13 protein-coding genes are annotated in these 20,146 nt (G+C 64.6%); 8 read left to right on the forward strand and 5 right to left on the reverse strand.

Annotation, left to right across the window (positions count from 1 at the left end; genetic code table 11):
• The first annotated feature begins 9 nt into the window (after positions 1 to 9).
• Positions 10 to 2,748: a preprotein translocase subunit SecA gene (secA, locus tag CXR02_RS12085; RefSeq protein WP_104062205.1), complete on the forward strand. Its 2,739-nt coding sequence runs from the start codon at positions 10 to 12 to the stop codon at positions 2,746 to 2,748.
• A gap of 123 nt (positions 2,749 to 2,871) precedes the next feature.
• Here the strand turns inward: secA and CXR02_RS22625 are convergent, their stop codons facing one another.
• Both CXR02_RS22625 and CXR02_RS12095 read right to left on the reverse strand, forming a co-directional pair.
• The gene (locus tag CXR02_RS22625; RefSeq protein ID WP_219816419.1) at positions 2,872 to 3,339 is read right to left on the reverse strand and encodes an Rv3235 family protein; all 468 of its coding nucleotides are present in this window, start codon (positions 3,337 to 3,339) and stop codon (positions 2,872 to 2,874) included.
• Positions 3,340 to 3,382: 43 nt separating this feature from the next.
• The gene (locus CXR02_RS12095) at positions 3,383 to 4,186 is read right to left on the reverse strand and encodes a LysM peptidoglycan-binding domain-containing protein (RefSeq protein ID WP_104062206.1); all 804 of its coding nucleotides are present in this window, start codon (positions 4,184 to 4,186) and stop codon (positions 3,383 to 3,385) included.
• Positions 4,187 to 4,333: 147 nt separating this feature from the next.
• Here CXR02_RS12095 and CXR02_RS12100 point away from each other — a divergent pair, with 147 nt between their 5' ends.
• The gene (locus CXR02_RS12100; protein WP_104062207.1) at positions 4,334 to 4,906 is read left to right on the forward strand and encodes a hypothetical protein; all 573 of its coding nucleotides are present in this window, start codon (positions 4,334 to 4,336) and stop codon (positions 4,904 to 4,906) included.
• Between the two features lie 12 nt (positions 4,907 to 4,918).
• Here the strand turns inward: CXR02_RS12100 and CXR02_RS12105 are convergent, their stop codons facing one another.
• Positions 4,919 to 5,134 carry a helix-turn-helix domain-containing protein gene (locus tag CXR02_RS12105; protein ID WP_104062208.1) on the reverse strand — a complete coding sequence of 72 codons (216 nt, stop codon included), beginning with the start codon at positions 5,132 to 5,134 and terminating at the stop codon, positions 4,919 to 4,921.
• A 152-nt stretch (positions 5,135 to 5,286) separates the two neighbouring features.
• On the opposite strand from CXR02_RS12105, the gene CXR02_RS12110 reads away from it, so the two are divergent.
• Genes CXR02_RS12110 through CXR02_RS12125 form a run of 4 tightly spaced genes read left to right on the forward strand, consistent with a single transcriptional unit; the run spans position 5,287 to position 13,644 of the window.
• On the forward strand, positions 5,287 to 5,931 hold the full coding sequence (locus CXR02_RS12110; protein WP_104062209.1) for a hypothetical protein: 645 nt from the start codon (positions 5,287 to 5,289) through the stop codon (positions 5,929 to 5,931).
• The gene (locus tag CXR02_RS12115) at positions 5,928 to 7,235 is read left to right on the forward strand and encodes a P-loop NTPase (RefSeq protein WP_104062210.1); all 1,308 of its coding nucleotides are present in this window, start codon (positions 5,928 to 5,930) and stop codon (positions 7,233 to 7,235) included. Before CXR02_RS12110 ends, CXR02_RS12115 begins: the two co-directional genes overlap by 4 nt.
• Before the next feature lie 57 nt (positions 7,236 to 7,292).
• The gene (locus tag CXR02_RS12120; protein WP_104062211.1) at positions 7,293 to 12,146 is read left to right on the forward strand and encodes an NAD-glutamate dehydrogenase; all 4,854 of its coding nucleotides are present in this window, start codon (positions 7,293 to 7,295) and stop codon (positions 12,144 to 12,146) included.
• Between the two features lie 28 nt (positions 12,147 to 12,174).
• Positions 12,175 to 13,644, forward strand: a complete 1,470-nt coding sequence (locus CXR02_RS12125; RefSeq protein WP_104062212.1) for a sensor histidine kinase — start codon at positions 12,175 to 12,177, stop codon at positions 13,642 to 13,644.
• Between the two features lie 105 nt (positions 13,645 to 13,749).
• Here the strand turns inward: CXR02_RS12125 and CXR02_RS12130 are convergent, their stop codons facing one another.
• Positions 13,750 to 13,998 (reverse strand): WhiB family transcriptional regulator, encoded by a 249-nt coding sequence (locus CXR02_RS12130; RefSeq protein WP_003804966.1) that lies wholly within the window; start codon positions 13,996 to 13,998, stop codon positions 13,750 to 13,752.
• 231 nt (positions 13,999 to 14,229) lie between these two features.
• On the opposite strand from CXR02_RS12130, the gene CXR02_RS12135 reads away from it, so the two are divergent.
• Entirely contained in the window at positions 14,230 to 14,667 is a 438-nt protein-coding gene (locus CXR02_RS12135; RefSeq protein WP_258060923.1) for a hypothetical protein, read from the forward strand.
• 14 nt (positions 14,668 to 14,681) lie between these two features.
• Here CXR02_RS12135 and CXR02_RS12140 read toward each other — a convergent pair whose 3' ends face one another.
• Positions 14,682 to 18,698: an FtsK/SpoIIIE domain-containing protein gene (locus tag CXR02_RS12140; protein WP_258060924.1), complete on the reverse strand. Its 4,017-nt coding sequence runs from the start codon at positions 18,696 to 18,698 to the stop codon at positions 14,682 to 14,684.
• Positions 18,699 to 18,944: 246 nt separating this feature from the next.
• Here CXR02_RS12140 and glf point away from each other — a divergent pair, with 246 nt between their 5' ends.
• On the forward strand, positions 18,945 to 20,132 hold the full coding sequence (gene glf / locus CXR02_RS12145; protein WP_104062236.1) for a UDP-galactopyranose mutase: 1,188 nt from the start codon (positions 18,945 to 18,947) through the stop codon (positions 20,130 to 20,132).
• Positions 20,133 to 20,146: the final 14 nt, after the last annotated feature.

The raw sequence follows: 20,146 nt of genomic DNA on the forward strand, positions 1-20,146 counted from the left end.
TATCTTCACGTGGCATCACTTATCGAAAAACTTCTCCGCACGGGTGACAAAAAAACCCTGCGGCACCTGCGGAACTATGCCGACTCCATCAATGCGCTCGAAGACTCGTTCAAAACGTTCACGGATGCTGAGCTCCGCGAGGAAACAGACCACCTCCGCGCCCGCCACCGGGACGGCGAGCACCTGGACGATCTCCTCCCGGAGGCATTCGCCGCCGTGCGGGAGGCCTCATCCCGCACCCTGGGCATGCGTCACTTCGACGTCCAGCTTATGGGTGGCGCCGCGCTCCACCTCGGCAATATCGCCGAAATGAAGACCGGCGAAGGCAAGACGCTCGTGGCCACCCTGCCCGCCTACCTTAACGCCCTCACCGGCAACGGCGTCCACGTCATCACGGTGAACGACTACCTTGCCGAATACCAGTCAGACCTCATGGGCCGGGTCTACCGTTTCCTTGGCCTGACCAGCGGTTGCATCCTGTCCAACCAGGATCCCGCGGTGCGCAGGCAGCAGTACGCCGCGGACATCACCTACGGCACCAACAACGAATTCGGCTTTGACTACCTGCGCGACAACATGGCGTGGGACCAGTCAGAACTGGTCCAGCGTGGCCACAACTTCGCCATTGTTGATGAGGTCGACTCCATCCTCATCGACGAAGCCCGCACTCCGCTCATCATTTCCGGTCCTGCCCAGGGCGACACCAACCGGTGGTACAGCGAATTCGCCAAGGTGGTGCAGCGCCTGAAGGCCGGCGAGGACTACGAGGCGGACGAGAAGAAGCGCACGGTCGGCGTCCTGGAGAGCGGCATCGAAAAGGTGGAGGACTACCTGGGCATCCAGAACCTCTATGAATCCGCGAACACTCCGCTCATCGGGTTCCTGAACAACGCCATCAAAGCCAAGGAACTGTTCAAGCGGGACAAGGACTACGTCATCCTCGACGGCGAAGTGCTCATCGTTGACGAACACACTGGCCGCATCCTGGCTGGCCGCCGCTATAACGAGGGCATGCACCAGGCCATCGAGGCCAAGGAAGCCGTGGAGATCAAGGCCGAAAACCAGACCCTGGCCACGGTGACGCTCCAGAACTACTTCCGGATGTACTCCAAGCTGGCAGGCATGACCGGCACGGCCGAGACTGAGGCCGCCGAGTTCATGGGCACGTACAAGCTCGGCGTGGTGGCCATCCCCACCAACCGGGACATGCAGCGGATCGACCAGTCGGACCTCGTGTTCAAGAATGAAAAAGTGAAGTTCGACGCCGTCGTGAAGGACATTGCCGAGCGTCACAAACTGGGCCAGCCGATCCTTGTGGGCACAACGAGTGTCGAAAAGAGCGAATACCTTTCCGGGCTGCTCGCCAAGGAAGGCATCAGGCACGAAGTCCTGAACGCCAAGAACCACGCCCGTGAAGCGGCCATCGTTGCGCAGGCCGGACGCAAGGGTGCTGTTACGGTGGCCACCAACATGGCAGGCCGCGGCACTGACATCATGCTGGGTGGCAACGCCGAATTCACTGCGGTGGCCGATCTGGCCAAGCGAGGGCTGGACCCGGAAGAGAATTCCGAAGAGTACGAGGCCGCGTGGCCGGCTGCCCTGGAGGCGGCCAAGCAGTCCGTAAAGGACGAACACGAGGAAGTACTGAACCTCGGCGGGCTGTATGTCCTGGGAACTGAGCGGCACGAGTCCCGCCGCATCGACAACCAGCTCCGTGGCCGTTCCGGCCGCCAGGGCGACCCCGGCGAATCACGCTTCTACCTCTCCCTGACCGATGACCTGATGCGGCTCTTCAACTCCGGCGCGGCCGAACGGCTGATGAACAGTTCGGTCCCGGACGATGTGGCGTTGGAATCGAAACTGGTTTCCCGGGCCATCGCGTCTGCCCAGGGCCAGGTTGAAGGCCGCAACGCAGAGCAGCGCAAGAACGTCCTCAAGTACGACGACGTCCTGAACCGCCAGCGCGAAGCCATCTACGGTGACCGCCGCCGGATCCTCGAAGGTGACGACCTCCACGAGAAGGTCCAGTTCTTCGTGGAGGACACCATCACCGCCCTGATCGACTCCGCCACGGCCGAAGGCAATGGCGACGACTGGGATTACTCGCAGCTGTGGACCAACCTCAAGACGCTCTACCCGGTCAGCGTCACAGGGGAAGAGATCATCGAGGAAGCCGGCGGCAAGTCCAAGCTCACTGTTGAATTCCTCAAGGAGGAGCTGCTCTCCGACGCCCGTGTGGTCTACCAGACCCGGGAAGAGACCATCGGCGCAGAGAGCATGCGCGAGCTGGAACGCCGCGTGGTGCTCTCGGTCATCGGGCGCAAGTGGCAGGAACACCTGTACGAGATGGACTACCTCAAGGAAGGCATCGGCCTGCGCGCCATGGCACAGCGTGACCCGCTGGTGGAATACCAGCGCGAGGGCTTCGTTATGTTCCAGAGCATGATGGAGGCCATCCGCGAGGAAAGCGTCGGTTTCCTGTTCAACCTTGAAGTTGAGGTGACTCCGGCCCAGGATGTGGTGGTGCCCGATGCAGCAGGTGGCCACACCGAGCACGTTGAGCCGCGGATCCACGCTGCCGGACTGGAAGCGCCGGAGAAGCCGGCCCAGCTGCAGTACACGGCTCCCGGTGAAGACGGCGCATCGCAGACCCGGGTGGAGGGTCGTGTCTCTTCACGGTCCGGAAATCCTGCCAAGGCTGCAGCGCAGGATGCCACCAAGCGTCCGGCCAGGAAAAAGCGCCGCTGACAGCAGGGATCGAGACTGATCAGCCATAGGTCGGCACTGCAATAGATCGTCGCTGAAATAGTTCGATACTGGAAGTGCCCGGAGCCTCAGCTCCGGGCACTTCTGCATTCGTCGGCAAGCGGTTCAGCCGACCATAAACTCGGTCACGCGCCAGACCTGCTTGCTGCGCTCAAGCCGGACCGCTACAGCCCGTGCCCGGATGTCATCAACCACCACGGCGCTTGCCTCATAGATGCCCGGGGCGACCTCGCAGGCGCGGACGGAGCGCACGATGGAATTCCTGTGCAGCCGGGCCAGGGATGGCGAGGCGGAGCGGGCCTGTTCGCGGCGGATCAGGGCCGCGCGGTGCTGCAGGACGGCGAGGCAGCGCGGATCCAGGCGGCGGGCGAGCTGGTGGATCGGCCGGACGCCTGCGAGGACTTCCATGGCCGCCTGCACGGTACTGCGTGTGATCGCCAGGATCTCGGAGTTCTCGTCTGCTGCACGCAGCGGCGCGACCGGTGCGGAAGTGGTGCGCGGAGGAACCTGGCGGACTGCTGCCGCGCTGCCCGGGTTAACCGTGGCGGAGCGGATTGGCGTAACTGCGTACATGTGATTCCCCTTAGTCGTGAGCTGATGAATGTCGGAACGTCGGTCAGGCCGCGGAAGGTGCTTTCAATATCTGCCCGGGCAGCAGGACATGCGGGCTCTCGCCGATCTGGGATTTGTTGGCCTCGTACCAGCGGGGCCAGTGCAGGGCGACGTCCACATCCGAAGCCGCCGGGCCCAGGTGGCGGGACGCGATGTCCCACAGTGTGTCGCCCGCCAGTACCGTGACCTCACTCAATGCAAGTGGTGTGCCCTGTTCCGCACGGACGGGCTGGGCCGCCAATAGGCCGGGGTCCGGAACCGGCGGCCTGGGACGCCAGTCGGGCCGGACCGCCGCCGCACGTGCTTGCACGACTTGTTCTCCCGGGTCCCCGGGAGCTGTGCCCTCTTGTTCCGGGATTTGCCGGTCGCCGTTTGTGGGGGACCATTGGGCCTGGACGGCCACTTCCTGTGTAGGTACCCAGGCGGGTCCGGCCGGCGGTATGGCGGCGTGGGCCAACGGTGCCGACAGCAGTTGCACGGAAAGTGCGGCCACCGCCAGCCGCCGCATAAATGCCGGGCAGCACTTGCCTGCCCTGTCGGCGGCCCGCCGCTTGCCGCACCTGTCCAGCACGGCAGCCGTTGCCGCCACAATCATCGAGAAGATCCACCACGCCACGATGGCCAGCCCTGCGGCGACAGCCACGGCACCGAGTAGGTCATCGAGGTCAGGGCCTTGCCGGCGTGCCGTGGACAGTTGCCACCGATCCACCATGTCCCCGCCGGCAACGCAGAGGAAGAATCCCAACAGGAGGATGGACGCTGCCATGACGGCGTCTGCGCGGAGCTCGCGTGCTGTACCTGCCGTCATGGTGTTCCCATCTTATGTTTGATGCAGTTTGATGCAGTTTGATGTGTCTAGGACCAGTTTGACGTAACTCTGGTGGGTTTGTCCAGAGACTGGAGTGAAGTTGTTGGCGAATTGACCGCGAATGAGCCGCACCCTACGCTTGGCCCCATGCGTTGGGATGCACTGTTCAGTGATATGGAGGCACAGTTCGCCGAGGGCGAGCGGCTGGCCGTCGATGCCGAGATCTCTGAGCGGGCCAGAGCGGAAACAGCCTCCGTAGCCCTGGCTGACCGTTTGCGTGGTTCCCTGCACAGCCACGTGGCCGTGTACCTGGCGTGTGGGCGCGCCTTCGAAGGAACCCTGAGCCATGCCGGCGCCGATGCGCTGGTCCTGAACGAGTTGCGTCACCAGGTCCTGGTCCCTTACGGCGCGGTGGCACGGTATGCGGGCCTTGGCCGCGGCTCCGTGGCCGAGACTTCGCACGTGCGGCGACGGATCGGATTGGCGCATGCGCTGCGGGGCCTGGCGCGGGACCGGGCCGAACTTGCAGTCACTCTGCGCCACGCGCCGGAAAGGGATACCGGGCTGGCCGGAGTCATCGACCGGGTGGGCAGTGACTTTTTGGACCTGGCGCTGGTCAGCCCCGGGGAGTCCCGGCGTGCATCACAGGTTCGGCAGGTAGCCACGATACCGTTTGCGGCGCTGGGTGCCCTGCGGTCACGGAGTGCAGGGGAACTGTAGCGGCGGGCTGTATCAGCCCTGCTTGGCTTTGGCTTCCTGGATCATGCGGCTGGCCTCGGCGTAACGCTCTTCGATGTATTGCTCCAGCATCTTTTCCTCGACGCGCCACTGCCCGCGCCCACCCACCTGGATGGCCTTCAGTTCTCCGCTGCGGACCAAGGCATAGGCCGCCGGCGAGTTGATTTGCAGCTGTTCAGCAACATCGGCGAGAGTCAGGAATCTGGGCATAGCTCCATTTTGCCATTGAAGGCGTCATCTGGTGCGGTTATCCACAGTTTGATGTTGTTTGGTCTTTTGACTTTTGTTCCGGGGCCCATGCCGTAACAATGAGGTGTCCGGACGCAGCCAGCCGCCTGGACCGGAGCTAGGGGGAGAAGAGCATGAGCCACGATGCTGTTACTACAGGTGCCAGGCTGAAACCGCCGTCGTGGAAGGATCCCCGGCTGCTGGTTGGCGTGCTGCTGGTCCTGGCATCGGTCGTGGGAGTGATCTCGCTGGTTGGCAGCGCTGATCAGACCACCGAGGTTTACGCCGCCAGGGACTCCATTGCGGTGGGTGAGAAGCTGACCGCGGACAACGTGGTCCGGGCCAAGGTCCGCCTGGGTGAGACCGAACAGCATTACGTCACCGTTGAAGCAGGGCTCCCCGACGGGTTGGTCGCAGTCCAAAGAATCGGCAAGAACCAATTAGTGCCCAAGGAAAGTTTGGCCACCGTGGATTCGTTGGACCGCAAGCCCGTGGCCGTGACCATTGAGGAAGCACTGCCGCCGCAGGCGGTTGCCGGGACCCGGGTGGACGTCTGGGTTGCCTTGCCGGATGCCCGCAACGGCTTCAGTGAGCCGAAGCTCCTGCTGCCCGGCGCGGAAATTGCACAGGTGACCGCCGGCTCCACGGCCTTGGGGTCCTCCCGCAATACGGTGCTGCTGGTGCTGGTTGCCGACGGCCAGATGCCGGCCATTCTCGGCGCCCAGGCGAACCAGGCCAAGATTTCAGTGGTGTGGAACCCGGGCGGCGGGGCCTCATGAGCATCCCCGTAGTCACGGTGGGCCAGTCCCGCGAGGATGTGGTGGGCGGGTTGGAGCGGCTGCACGGTCCCGTCACGGTGGTCCGGCGCTGCGCCGAACTGACTGAGCTGCTGGCCGCCTGCCAGAGCGGCCTGGCACGGGCGGCGGTTGTCGCCGATGGCTGCGAGGGCCTGACTGCTTCGCTTGTTGACCGGCTCGGAGCCGTGGGCGTGGCGATCATCGCCCTCACGGATGACGCCGACGAGGCCGCCAGGCTGCGTGGGATCGGTGTGGCCTCCGCACTGACCGGCGTAGAGTCTGCCGCCCTGGCCGGCAGGATTGCCGAGGCGGTTGCCCAGCTGACCGGCACCGCCAAGGATGCGACGTTCGGGAGTGGGCTGGGGGATACCAGTGCTGCGCTGCGTCAGCGTCCCGCAGACCAGGCGGACGTGCCGCCGGCCTCCGGGGAAGGCAAGATCATTGCCGTGTGGGGTCCCGCCGGTTCGCCCGGCCGGACCTTCGTCGCAGCCAACATCGCGGGGGAACTGGCTGCGGATGGGAAGTCCGTGCTCCTCGTTGACGCCGACAGTTACGGGGCCAGCATCGCCGCAGTCCTGGGCCTGCTGGATGAATCTGCGGGGATCGCGCAGGCCTGCCGGCTTGCCGACCAGGGACTGCTCGACGCCGATGCGCTGCTGAAAGTGGCCACACCGGTCACCACCAAGCTTGGAACTTTCCGGGTCCTGACCGGGATCACCCGGGCGGACAGGTGGACCGAACTACGGGCAGCAGCACTGTCGCTGGTGCTGGACCGCGCCAAAGAGGTTGCCGACGTCGTGGTTGTGGACACCGGCTTCTGCCTGGAGGCGGACGAGGAACTCAGCTTCGACACGATGGCTCCGCGCCGGAATGCCGCGACCCTGCGGACCCTGGAACTGGCGGACACCGTCTATGCCGTGGGGGCCGCCGATCCGGTGGGGGTTCCTCGGCTGGTCCGCGGACTCGCAGAGCTCGAGTTGGCAGTCCCGCAGGTGTCGCCTGTTGTGGTGATGAACAAGGTCCGGGCGGCGGCGGTGGGGAGGTCCCCGGAACGCCAGCTGAAGGATGCGTGGGAACGGTATGGTCCGTCGTCGCAGATCGCGGTCTTCCTTCCGGCGGACAGCCCCGCAGCTGATGCGGCGCTGCTAGGCGGCTCTCTGCTGCTCGAAACGGCGCCAGATTCCAAGCTCAGGCACGCGATCGCTGAATTGGTTTGTGCACCTGTCCAGCGATCTTCCCGATCCTCTGTATTTTCTTCCACACCGAGGCGTCGCCGAAAGGGCTAGGCTCGCCGTAGGAGCTGCGACGGTGCAGCATCAAACTTGTGATGGAGGCGTTTGTTGATGTCGTCTGGATCCAGCGTGGAGGATCAAGCCTTGGCCATTGGTGACCGGGAGGGATTCCTCGCGGACTACTATCAGCATCTGGCCGAAGAGGATGCCCGGACTTATTCCCCCGAGGCGCTGGCCAGCCGGGCGGAAACCCACCGCGGTGTCGCCGCGAACCGGCAGCCGGGCCAGGCGAAGGTTTCCATCGTCAACGAGGCGGACAGCAGCGTCGTCTATATCGTGACGGACGATATGCCTTTCCTCGTTGACTCGGTTAACGCGGAGCTTGTGCGCCAGAACGCCGCCATCGGGCTTGTGCTTCATCCACTGTTCGTGGTGACCCGGAACCGGGAAACGGGACAGCTGGTCAAAGTCGACCGCGTTCCGTCCCACATCGGACTCTCCAGCGGTGATACGGCGGCAATGCCGATGCTGTCGCACCTCATCGCGCAGGGCGAAAACGCCTCCCACATGGAGTCGTGGATTGCCGTGGAAATCAACCGCGTGTCCGACGAGGCAAAGGCGTCGTTGCTGGACGGGCTGGACCGCATCCTGGGAGACGTGCGCGCCGCCGTCGAAGACTGGCCCAAGATGCGCAACAAGGCCCAACAGATTGCCGCGAGCCTCGACCAGGTGTCCCACCCGGCCCAGATTGCCGAACTGCGGCAGGCGCAGGATCTTCTGCGCTGGCTCGACGACGGCAACTTCACCTTCCTTGGATACCGTGAGTACGACCTGGTCACCGTCGACGGTGAAGATGTACTGGAACTGCGTGAAGACAGCGGTCTCGGACTGCTCCGGGCGAAGCCGGGCGCCCCGCATATGCAGCATCTCACCGACGCCGGCCGAAAAAAGGCCCGCGAAAAGCGGGCGCTGGTGATCACGAAGGCAAACTCACGGTCCACAGTCCACCGCCCCGCGTACCTTGACTATATTGGCGTGAAGAGCTTCGACGCGGCCGGCAACGTCAACGGCGAGCGCCGCTTTATCGGCCTGTTCGCAACCAGTGCCTACGCCGGATCCGTCCGGAACATCCCCGTCGTGCGCGAAAAAGTGGACGCCGTGCTGGGCAATGCCGGCTTCCCGCCGGACTCACACTCCGGCAAGGACCTTTTGGGGATCCTGGAGACGTACCCCCGCGACGAGCTGTTCCAGATCGAGACCGAGGACCTGGCGGCCACCGCAACCGGCATCCAGAGATTGCAGGAGCGGCGGCGGACCCGGCTGTTCCTCCGGCCGGACATCTACGGCCGTTTTATGTCCGCGGTGGTCTACCTTCCGCGTGACCGGTACACCACCAATGTCCGGCTCCGCATCGAGGAAGAATTACGGACCACGTTCAAGGCTGAGTCAATCGACTACGAAGCGCGGATGACCGAATCGGCCCTCGCCCGCCTCTTCTTCCGGATCCGCCTGCCCAAGGGCAGCGAGGTCAGCCACTTCAACGCCGATGAGCTTGAAGCGCGGCTGGTCCGGGCAGCCCGTTCCTGGAGTGAGGGCATCGCTGAAGTCCTGCGGGAACGCGGCGCCGATGAGCAGGCGAAGGAGCTTGCCGCGATCTGGTCGGAGGCTTTTCCGGCCGGCTACCGGGTGGATTACGAGGTCGAAGACGCGCTGGAGGACATTGCCCGGTTCGAAAAGTACGGGGCTGAAGCCGAGCGCACGGCCGGTGCCAGGCAGGAACGGCCGGGCGTCCATGTGTACTTGCCGAAGGGCGCCGGTGAAGTCCTGGAGGAGGATGCCCGCGTCAAGCTGTACATGCTGGAGCCCAAGAGCCTGAGCCAGATCCTGCCGTTCTTCCACAATCTGGGACTCGAGGTGCTGGATGAGCGGCCCTTTGAGATCGAGACGGCTGACCAGCGGGACTTCTTCCTCTATGACCTCGGGCTTAAATACCCTGCCGGCATTGATCCGCTGGCCACGGGACAGTTGCTGGCTGACTCGTTCGGTGCCGCCGTATCCGGCGCCGTTGAGTCGGACAGTTTTGACCGGCTGGTGCTGCGTGAGGGGATGCAGTGGCGGCAGATCACTGTCCTGCGTGCCTATGCCCGGTACATGCGGCAGATGGGGAACACCAACTCGGTGGGCTTCATGGCGGACACGCTGCTCGCCAATCCCGATGTCACCAAGGCCCTGACGGCTCTTTTCGCGGCCCGGTTCGATCCCGCCCTGAGTGGGACTGAGCGCCTTGCGGCGCAGGAGAAGGTCCGCGGCGAGCTGTCAGCTGCCATTGAAGAGGTGGCAACGCTCGACGCCGACCGTGTGCTGCGGACTTTGGCGAACCTGATCGAGGCGACCCTCCGCACCAACTACTACCAGTACAAAACGCACCTCAGCTTCAAGCTCGATCCTGCCCGGATTGAGGGCCTGCCTTTCCCGCGGCCGATGTTCGAAATCTGGGTCTATTCCCCTCGGGTTGAGGGTGTCCACCTGCGCTTCGGCAAGGTGGCCCGCGGTGGCCTGCGCTGGTCTGACCGGCGCGAGGATTTCCGGACGGAGATCCTTGGCCTGGTGAAGGCGCAGACCGTCAAGAACGCCGTCATCGTTCCCACCGGGGCCAAGGGCGGCTTCTTCGCCAAGCGGCTGCCCGATCCTGCCGCGGACCGTGCCGCCTGGATGGCGGAGGGTGTTGAAAGCTACAAGACGTTCATCCGGGGTCTGCTGGACCTCACTGACAACCTCGTCACCGGAGCCGAGGGCGAAACTGTAGTGCCGCCGTCGGACGTTGTCAGGCACGACGACGACGATTCCTACCTTGTGGTGGCGGCGGACAAGGGGACGGCCACTTTCTCGGATATTGCCAACGGGCTGGCCGCAGAATACGGGTTCTGGCTCGGTGACGCGTTCGCCTCCGGGGGTTCGGTGGGTTACGACCACAAGGCCATGGGCATCACGGCCCGTGGCGCCTGGGAGTCGGTCAAACGCCACTTCAGCGAGCTCGACGTCGATACCCAGACGCAGCCGTTCAGCGTGGTGGGCGTGGGTGACATGTCAGGCGACGTATTCGGCAACGGCATGCTCCTGTCCCGGCATATCCGGCTGCTGGCAGCGTTCGACCACCGGCACATCTTCCTTGACCCCGCACCTGAAACGGAATCGTCGTTCGTGGAACGCCGGAGGCTGTTCGAACTGCCGCGGTCTTCGTGGGACGACTACGACAAATCCCTCATCAGCGAAGGCGGCGGCGTGTACGCCCGCCAGGCCAAGTCCATTCCGGTCTCGCGGCAGGTCCGGGCGGCCCTGGGCCTGCCCGAGGCGACCACCGAGCTCAGCCCGCCGGAGCTTCTCCGCGCTATCCTGCTCGCCCCCGCAGACCTGCTCTACAACGGCGGGATCGGAACGTACGTCAAGGCCAGCACCGAGTCCAACGCCTCCGTGGGTGACAAGGCCAACGACAGCATTCGCGTGGACGGCAAGGACCTGCGGGTCAAGGTGGTTGGCGAAGGCGGAAACCTGGGCATGACGCAGCGCGGCCGCATCGAAGCCGCCCTGCAGGGGGTCATCCTGAACACCGACGCGATCGACAACTCGGCCGGCGTCGACTGCTCCGACCATGAAGTGAACATCAAGATCTTTGTGGACCGGATGGTGGCTGCGGACAAACTGACCCCGGAGGAACGGGCAGGCTTCCTCGCCTCCATGACGGACGAGGTGGGTCGGCTGGTCCTCGAGGACAACGTGGACCAGAACATCCTGCTCCTGAATGACCGGATGCGGGTGGCCGAGTGGAGCCCCAGCTATGAGCGGCTCATGGACTGGCTGGAAAAATCGTGTGACCTGAAGCGCGACCTCGAAGCGCTGCCCAGCACCGAAACCCTGCGGGAGCGCCTAAGCCAGGGCCAGGGGCTGACGTCGCCGGAGCTCTCGGTGCTGGCGGCCTACGCGAAGATCGAGCTGGCCTCGGCGCTGCGTGACAGCGACCTCGCCGACGATCCGTGGTTCCGGGGGACGCTGCGGGCGTACTTCCCGCAGCAGCTGCGGGAACGGTTCGACGCCGAGCTGGACACCCATCCGCTGCGGCGCGAGATTATTGCCACGGTGGTGGCCAACGACATGATCAACCTGGGCGGCATCACGTTCGCCTTCCGGACCATGGAGGAAACCTCGGCCACGGAAGTGGCCGTGGCCAAGGCATTTGTGGCGCTCCGCGAGATTTTCGACCTGAACACCATGGTGGGGGAGCTGAACAGCCTGCCGGCGTCGTTCCCCACAGAGCACTGGAGCACCGTCCACCTGGACATCCGCCGTCTGCTGGACCGCGCTGTCCGGTGGCTGCTGGCGCAGGGCGGCACGTCCCGGCCCATCGCGGACACCGTGGCCGAATTCAAGCCGCTCCTGGACCCGATGCGGGCCCGGCTCCTGGACTACCTGCGTGGCGATGACCGTGACCGCGTTGCGGACTGGCTGGAGACCGCGCGTGCGTGGGAACTCCCGGAGGGGCTTGCCTTCCGGTGGGCGGAGCTGTTCGAGAGCTTTGTCCTGCTGGACATAGCCAAGATCGTGCATGCCCGTAAGGAGCCGGTGGAGGAGATTGCGGCCGTTTACTACACAGTGTTCAACCGCTTCCACGCTGACTCGCTGCTGGAACGGATCAGCAGCCTGCCGCGCCAGGACAGGTGGCAGGCACTGGCAAGGGCCGCACTCCGGGATGACCTCTATTCCACCGTCTCGGACATGACGACGGCGGTACTCGAGTCGACGGCGTCCGGGGACTCCGCGGAGGACAGGCTGAAGGACTGGGAACGCCAGAATGCCGAGCAGCTGGGCAGGGCAAAGAGCATGTTTGACGAGGTCAACTCGCTCGAGGCCGACGACATGGCCTCACTGTCGGTAGCATTGAGGCTCTTGAGGTCAATCGTCCGACGCTAGGAATCCCGGCGTCGCAACTGGAGGTGCAGTGGCAATCTTTACGGACCCCATCAGGGAACACGCTGATTTCGGGCCGGGCGATGCCGAATGGCTGCACCTCCTGGTGGGCGACTGGCAGATGGTCGCTGACCTGGCGTTCGCCGACTTGGCGTTATGGTTCCCGCACCCGGATCACGGCTATGTGGCGCTGGCGCACGTCAGGCCGTCCACCACGCACACCGTGTTCCACGGCGACTTTGTGGGCGAGCCCATCCGGCAGGACCTGCAGCCGCTGGTGGACAAGGCCTGGAGCAGCCGTGCCATCGAGCGGTCCAGCGAGACCAACTGGAGCACTGACATGGCGTTGCGGGTGGAGGCAGTGCCGATGGTCCGCAACGGCCGCACCCTGGCTGTGGTGACCACCCACATGGACCTGTCCAGTTCCCGGATGCCGTCCCGCCTGGAGCTGACGTACCGGCAGTGCGCCTACGATCTCCTTCGGATGGGAACGCTTGGCCTGTGGCCTGATTTTGCCTCGCCCACCGGTTCGCGCCGCGGCGCGCCTCGTGTGGGGGACGGCCTGATCAGGCTCGATGCCGAAGGAATTGTGCAGTACGCAAGCCCCAATGGGGTGTCGGCTTTCCGGCGGCTGGGCGACGGCGAGTCGCTGGAAGGCCGTTCCCTGGCCGAGGTGACCGCCGGCCTGCTGAAGGACCGGCGGCTGGTTGACGAGACGCTGCCGCTGGTCGTGACGGGGCGGATGCCGTGGCGCAGTGAGATTGAATCCCGTGGTGTGAGCTTGTCGCTGCGGGCCATCCCGCTGCGGGATGAGCAGCAGCGCTTTGGTGCGCTGGTGCTGTGCCGGGACGTGTCCGAACTGCGGCGCCGGGAGATGGAACTCGTTACCAAGGATGCGACCATCCGCGAGATCCACCACAGGGTGAAAAACAACCTGCAGACCGTAGCAGCCCTGCTGCGTATGCAGTCCCGCCGGATGGTCAGCGACGAGGCCAAGCAGGGCCTGGAGCAGGCAATGCGGCGCGTGGCCACCATCGCGCTGGTCCACGAGACACTTTCACAGGGTTTGGCGCAGAGCGTTGACTTCGACGAGCTGATCGGCCGCCAGTTCAGGCTTTCCGCAGAGGTCGCCTCGCCATCGCAGCAGGTCAAGACCGAGCGGTCCGGACTGTTTGGGGAACTGCCCAGCGACTTCGCCACCCCGCTGGCGTTGGTCATTAATGAACTGGTGACCAACGCCGTCGAGCACGGGCTCGAAGGACGTACGGGCACCGTGTGGCTCATCGCGGACCGTTCAGAGGAGGAAGACGGCGAGGAACTGCTGACCGTCACTATTGCCGACGACGGTGTGGGGCTGCCGGACACTCCGCACGTCGAGGGGCTGGGGCTGCAGATTGTCCGCACGCTGGTCACCAGTGAGCTGGGCGGCACCATTGCGTGGCACCCCCGCGACGGCGGCGGAACGGCTGTCCAGATCCGCCTGAGCCTGGCGCCCAGGTAGCCCGGAGACCTTGCACGTGACTTAACCGCCGATGGCCGCGAACCCATAAGGGTCGCGGCCATCGGTGTGTGAGGCTGTTCGGTGCGTGGGCCTTAAGGACCGAGCCTAGGAGGCGCGGCGGGCGCGTGCGGCGCGGCGCTTAAGGGCACGGCGTTCGTCTTCGCTCATGCCGCCCCAGACGCCCGCGTCCTGGCCGGACTCGAGAGCCCACTGGAGGCACGTGTCAACGACGGGGCAGCGGCGGCAAACGCTTTTGGCTTCCTCAATCTGGAGGAGGGCAGGCCCTGTGTTTCCGACGGGGAAAAACAGTTCCGGGTCCTTGTCGAGGCACGCCGCGCGGTTACGCCAATCCATGCTGATCAGTTGCTCCAATTCTGGGATAAGCCGTTTGTGAAATAATTCACTAGTAGCTACAAAGGAAAAGGGCCCTCAGGGGCCCCCTTGGTCATCTCAATCAAGCCTGTCATGTTAACGCTGTGTAAACAAGGGGTAATACAGCTTGAAATCCCCGGATAGCTGAGCGATACATCACACGGGCATTGCCGACCCCCGCCACTGTCCGACTATCTCCGGTAGGGTGCCAGTGTGTCAAGACCCCACACGAACCCTGCAGATCCGTCGCCATCCACGCGCCCACGAGGCATTGTGGCGATAGCGCTGGTTGTTGCCGCCGAGGCAACCGCGCTGTTGATTGCCGCCGCCTGGTATGGCTACGAACTCCTGACCGGTGCGCCGGTCCTGTCTTTTTGGGGAGCCGTTTTTACCTTGGGCCTCCTGCTCGCGTTCTCGGCCTGGCTCTATTCGGTGGGGCACTTCCTCTTCCGTGGGCGCCGGTGGACGCGGGCAGCGGCGCTGGTCGCCCAGTTGTTTGTCCTTACTATCGGCGTCCCGACCCTTACCGGCGGCTTTATCTGGGCGGGGATTGCCATGGTGGTGCCGGCACTTGCTGCGATAGTGCTCCTGTTCGACAAACGCGTCATCAGCTATGCATCCCGTACAGGCGACTCGCGTCCCGCGTTCTAGGCACCACCGGCACTTTAGGCGGCCAATCCGTCCTTCGACTGATCAAGCGGTACCCAGCCCAGCTGGACGGCGGTGGCGCGGCCATTCTGGATGAGAACGCTGCGTCCCGGTGGCGGGTTCGGTTCCGCCTCGAATCGGACTCCTAAGAGGTCGCCGTCCATGAACGTCCGGGGCGCGATCAGGATGCCGCAGCCCAGGTTGCGTGCCTGCAGCGCCAGCGGAACCCTCTGGGCGAGGATCGGACTATACCCCGCAGTCATCACCACCGTGATTCCAAGCGTGCTGAGGTCGGCAAGGTCGCGGTTGACGTCCTGCGGCAACAGGTCCGCATCGTCAACCAATGCCACCGAGTTCCGCTCCAGACCGCCCGTGGTGGCTTGGCGCAGGATCCCGGACCAATAGGCTCCCGGGTCGGTGTCCTGCTCCGGCATAAGCCACGGTCCTGCTTCAGGGTTGACCTTTGGCAGGAGCCGGAGAAAAGACGACTTGCCAGACGAAGGGCCGCCCAGCACGGCCAGCACTCCACCCGCAGGCGCCCGGACGGATATCGGTTCAAGTTCGTCGCCGCCCACGCCGATGCGGAGGACGCGCTGCCCCAGTGGGACCCTGCCTTTCAGTTCAGCCGGGATCTCCGGGGCCGCCCGGTTCAGGATCTGGGCCGCCGGAACCACGGCCGGCAGGGGCTCCACGCGGAAAGGTCGGCGCCGCAGGGAGGGCTCCGGTGCTTGGGCTACCCGCGGATCTGCGGCCTCAGCGCCGGCAGCCGTGTAGAACTGGCAGACTGTAGTGCTTCCACCCGACAGCGCGCCCACAGCGACGACCCTTCCCACCGCGGGCGCTGTCGGAGGCAGTTTAGGCCAGGCAATCCGGCTGTCGTCGCTGGATCCGGTCGGGAAGTACACCCGGTTGGGGACGGCTGCGAAGAACCTGGATATGACCAGTTCCCGCTGTCCCGAGATGATCACCGTGATACCGGCCCGGTTTCCATCCCGGACAAGGTCATGGAGAACGTCCTCGGCCCACGCCAACGGCCCGGCACGTAAGGCCGAGAGCCAGGATCCCCAGCCAGCGATCACGAGCACGAGCGGTATGTCGTCGTCAGCGGCGGGACGTCCCAGCCGGAGTGACTGCTCCCGTGCCAGACGCTCCAGGATGCGTACGGCACGGCGAAGCTCGTGCAGTCCTGCCGTGGCGCCCACCCGGCAGTGGGAAGCCAACCCTACGAACGAACTGTCCGGGTCCAGCACATACAAGTGGGATTCCCGGGCGTGGGAGGCCAAGCCGAGGACTGCCAGCCGGATGGCCTCAGGCACTCCTGATTCCGGTCCGCCAACAAGGGCCAGGTGTCCGTGGCCGGCAGGTTTCCAGATCAAGGGTGCGGTTCGCTGTTCGGCGGGCAGGTCCATCAGGCCGAGCATTACGGACCAGCTATTGGCACCGGCACCGGCGTCGGCCTTGCTCCTGTCACTGGCGCCATCGTCGTCAGCGTCGCCTTCAACGCTCTCGGGGGTAGGCGAGCCTGCAGGTTCGGGGAGGAGACAGGGGAGCGGTGCAGCAATCGGCTTCCGGATGGCTGGACGGTTCATGGTCTCCCACAACGCGGACATGGAAGCTATCAATGGGGCGGTTGCCTCGGCAGGCGTCGGTTCATGCCCGGCGGGTCCGGAACCCCCCGGCACTGCAGGGGCATCGATGTACTCGGAGGCCAACCATACCGAGATTCCGGCGGGTTCGGATCGGATGGCTCCGGCTGTCAGGGATCCGGCCTGGAACTCCAGCGGAGCCTCCGTTCCGCGGGCCAGGTAAGCCCGGCCCGGAGTATCGACGCTGATCCCGGCCGCGGCTTTCGAATTGATGATGTCCACGGATTCCATCTCCGACTGGACGCGCAACGCGATGCTGGTGGTGACGTTGGCGCGGATGTCGGCCGTCAGCGCGCCCTGGGGCCGTTGTGTGGCCATGATCAGGTGGATGCCCAGGGAACGGCCGATGGCGGCGATCCTCATCAATTCCCGGAGCGATTCGGGGGCATCTTCCACCAGCATCCGGAATTCATCTATGACAATTACGAGATGGGGGAGCGGCGACGCGCGGCCCGCCGACGTTGCCCGGAATGACGTCAGGTCCGGTGACTGAACTGCCGCAAGGCTCTGTTCCCGGAATTTGATTTCGGCGCGGAGGGACTGCAGGGCGCGTTCGAGCTCATGGCTGCTCAGGTCGGTGAGCATACCCACACAGTGCGGAAGCCCGGTCAGGGGTCCGAGTCCGGAGCCGCCCTTGAAATCCACAAAGAGGAAGTTGATGCGGTCCGGCGCGTAGCTGAGGGCGAGAGCAACCGTGATGCTGCGCAGGAGTTCGGATTTTCCTGAGCCAGTGGTCCCGGCGACCAGCAGGTGGGGTCCGTCGTTTTGGAGATCGAGTGTCCGGACACCCCCAAGATCGCGCCCGATGGGAACGGCAAGCCCGGGCAAGCTGTTGTTTGCTGACCATCGCCTGGATGTTTCGGGAGTGGAGTGGGGGAGCAGCTCTGCGAGCCGGCAGGACGTGGGGATGGACCGTCCCGCACCGACGGGCTGGTTTGCCTCCCGCGCCAGTCGACGGCAAAACCTGTTGAAGACGTCAACGGGCGCCAGATCAGGGGCGAAGCGGATCCTTTCGTCACCGGCATTGAACACGGAAGAGCGTTCACCGAGTTCCACGGCGGCTGTCGTCCGCACTGTCGGGTCTTCGGGGGCATGGATGACCTGCCACCCGTATTCCAAGGCCGTGGCGGTGATCCTGGCCGAGGACTCCGTGCCGTCCAAAAGCAGGAGCAGGCCGTGTCCATGAGCAGGCCCGAGGCCTCGCTTCAGCAGGGTCCCGAGAGTACTTGAGTTAGTGGAAAGCGTGACGCCGTCCAGATACCGTGCGGCCAGGGGGAGCTGCTCAACGCTGCCATGGATGACCACCCGGGTATCCCGGCCCAGCGGATAACCGGCAAGCTGCATCAGGAGTGAGCGCACCAGCCCGTCGACGGCGGCGCGTGGACCGCGGATGCTGGTGAGGGGTCTGGCCGGACTCAACGTTAGTGGCAGCATGCCGGCTGAAGGAACAGCGCGGCCCGGATCCGTGGGCTCGAACCGGAGGTTGGCCGGCTGGATTGCCTGGCCCAGCCGCAGCCAGATGCCCTCGTTGGTGCGCGGCCCGGCACGGTCCCTACCTGTTGCATCCCCGATGGTCAGGTCCGAGAGCGGCGGCGCGGCCCGCCGTCGTCGTTCCTGGTCCTGGGTGACCGCGCCCCTGACCGCGGCAGCGAGATCGCGGCGTTGCCGGCGCCCGCCGATCACCGGCACCAGGATGGAGATCGCCGAGACGGCCGTAAAAGCCAGGAACATCCACATTCCGGTCACGACGGCAAGCCCCACGCCAATGACCACCGGCAGCACAGCCGTCAGAAGCAGGGCCGCGCGGTTCGTGGGATCGTCGCGCCGGCTGACAACCAACGGCTCATCGACATCCATCCCCGCGTCCGCCAGGCCGTCACCCGAACGCTCAAGGAACACCAACGACATTGTGGAGTTGCCGCAACGAATGGTGGAACCGGTCGAAATTACGGCGTTCCGCACGCGCTCGCCGTTCACGTCGGTGCCGTTGGCACTGTCCAGATCAACAATCGTGATGGCGGTCTCGGTGACCACGAGGCGTGCATGGGCGCGCGAAAGTTCGGCGTCGGGGATGAGTATGTCGGCGTTGCTGCGGCCGATGGTGTAGGTGCCGCGCCGCAGCGGCACAACCGTCCCCGCGCCGGCACCGCTGTGGACCGCCAATGCCAGTGACGCCGGAGCCTCGGAGGCGCGCTGCCGGGACCTGCGCGCCGTCAGGTCCGCCCCATCGACGAGTGTGGCTCCGTTGACCAGCGGAGGCCGTCCGAGCCTGAGCTCAGCGACGTTCTGGCTGTCGACAGAGACAATCCCGGTCCCGAAATTTGCCGTCAGCGCGGCCTGCAGTTCCGCACCGGCAGCCCCGTGCGGACCCTCGATGGTCAGCTCCACGGGTGGTTCCTGCAGAGCTGCGCCCGGGCTCCGAACGAGCGTGCAGTGCAGCGGCATGATGTGTAAGTCCTAACGGTCAGCTTGTCTTCAAGCTAGCCGTCAGGCAGGCCGGTGTCGTGGGGCGAGGTGCCGTATGTGGACAAGGACTGAGTTGCCGGATTAGTAGGTCACGATGGGGTCTCGGGTAGGCTGGTGCAGCAGACAATGCGCAACATTGCGCTGCCCGCATTCGAACCAGGAGATTTTGTGACCGCTGACCTCGTCATCGTAGGGTCTGGCTTTTTCGGCCTGACAATCGCAGAACAGGCCGCCACTGAGCTCGGCTTGAAGGTGGTCGTCATCGACCGCCGCCACCACATCGGTGGAAACGCGTACAGCGAAAAGGAAGAGCAGACCGGGATCGAGGTGCACCGTTACGGCGCCCACCTGTTCCACACTTCGAACGAACGCGTGTGGGAGTACGTGAACCGGTTTACCACTTTCACGAACTACGTTCACAAGGTCTACGGCGTTCACAAGGGCGAGGTCTACTCACTGCCCATCAACCTGGCCACCATCAACCAGTTCTTCCGCGCCAACCTGACGCCTGGCCAGGCGCAGGCGCTGATCCAGGAACAGGCCGGCGAGCTCGCTGGAACGGATCCGCAGAACCTGAACGACAAGGGCATCCAGCTCATCGGACGGCCGCTCTATGAGGCGTTCATCAAGCACTACACCGGCAAGCAGTGGCAGACCGATCCCAAGGACCTGCCCGCCGGCATCATCTCCCGCCTCCCGGTGCGCTACAACTACGACAACCGGTACTTCAACGACAAGTACGAGGGCCTGCCGACGAACGGCTACACGGCCTGGATCGAAAAGATGGCGGAACACCCGAACATCGAAGTTCGGCTCAACACCGACTTCTTCGACGAGTCGCACGAATATAGCAAGGACAAGGTCGTCGGCAACATCCCCGTGATCTACACCGGTCCGGTGGACCGTTACTTCGACTTCGCAGAGGGCGACCTTTCGTGGCGCACCATCGACTTCGAAAAGGAAGTACTCGACGTCGGAGATTTCCAGGGAACGTCGGTGGTCAACTACAACGACGCCGAGGTGGCGTACACGCGCATTATTGAGCCGCGCCACTTCCACCCCGAGCGCGAGTACCAGACGGAAAAGACCGTCATCATGCGCGAATTCTCCCGTGCCGCAGAAAAGGGCGACGAGCCCTACTACCCGATCAATACGCCCACAGACCGGGAACGCCTGCTGAAGTATCGCGACCTTGCCGCAGCCGAGAAGGACGTTCTCTTTGGCGGACGGCTTGGCACGTACAAATACCTCGATATGCACATGGCCATCGGCTCGGCCCTGACCATGTTTGACAACCAGATTCGGCCTCATTTTGAAGGCGGAGCGAAGCTTGAAAGCGGAGGCGTAGACGCATGACAGACCAACGTACG

The organism is Arthrobacter sp. 4R501 (assembly GCF_002929755.1).
Taxonomy (GTDB): domain Bacteria; phylum Actinomycetota; class Actinomycetes; order Actinomycetales; family Micrococcaceae; genus Arthrobacter.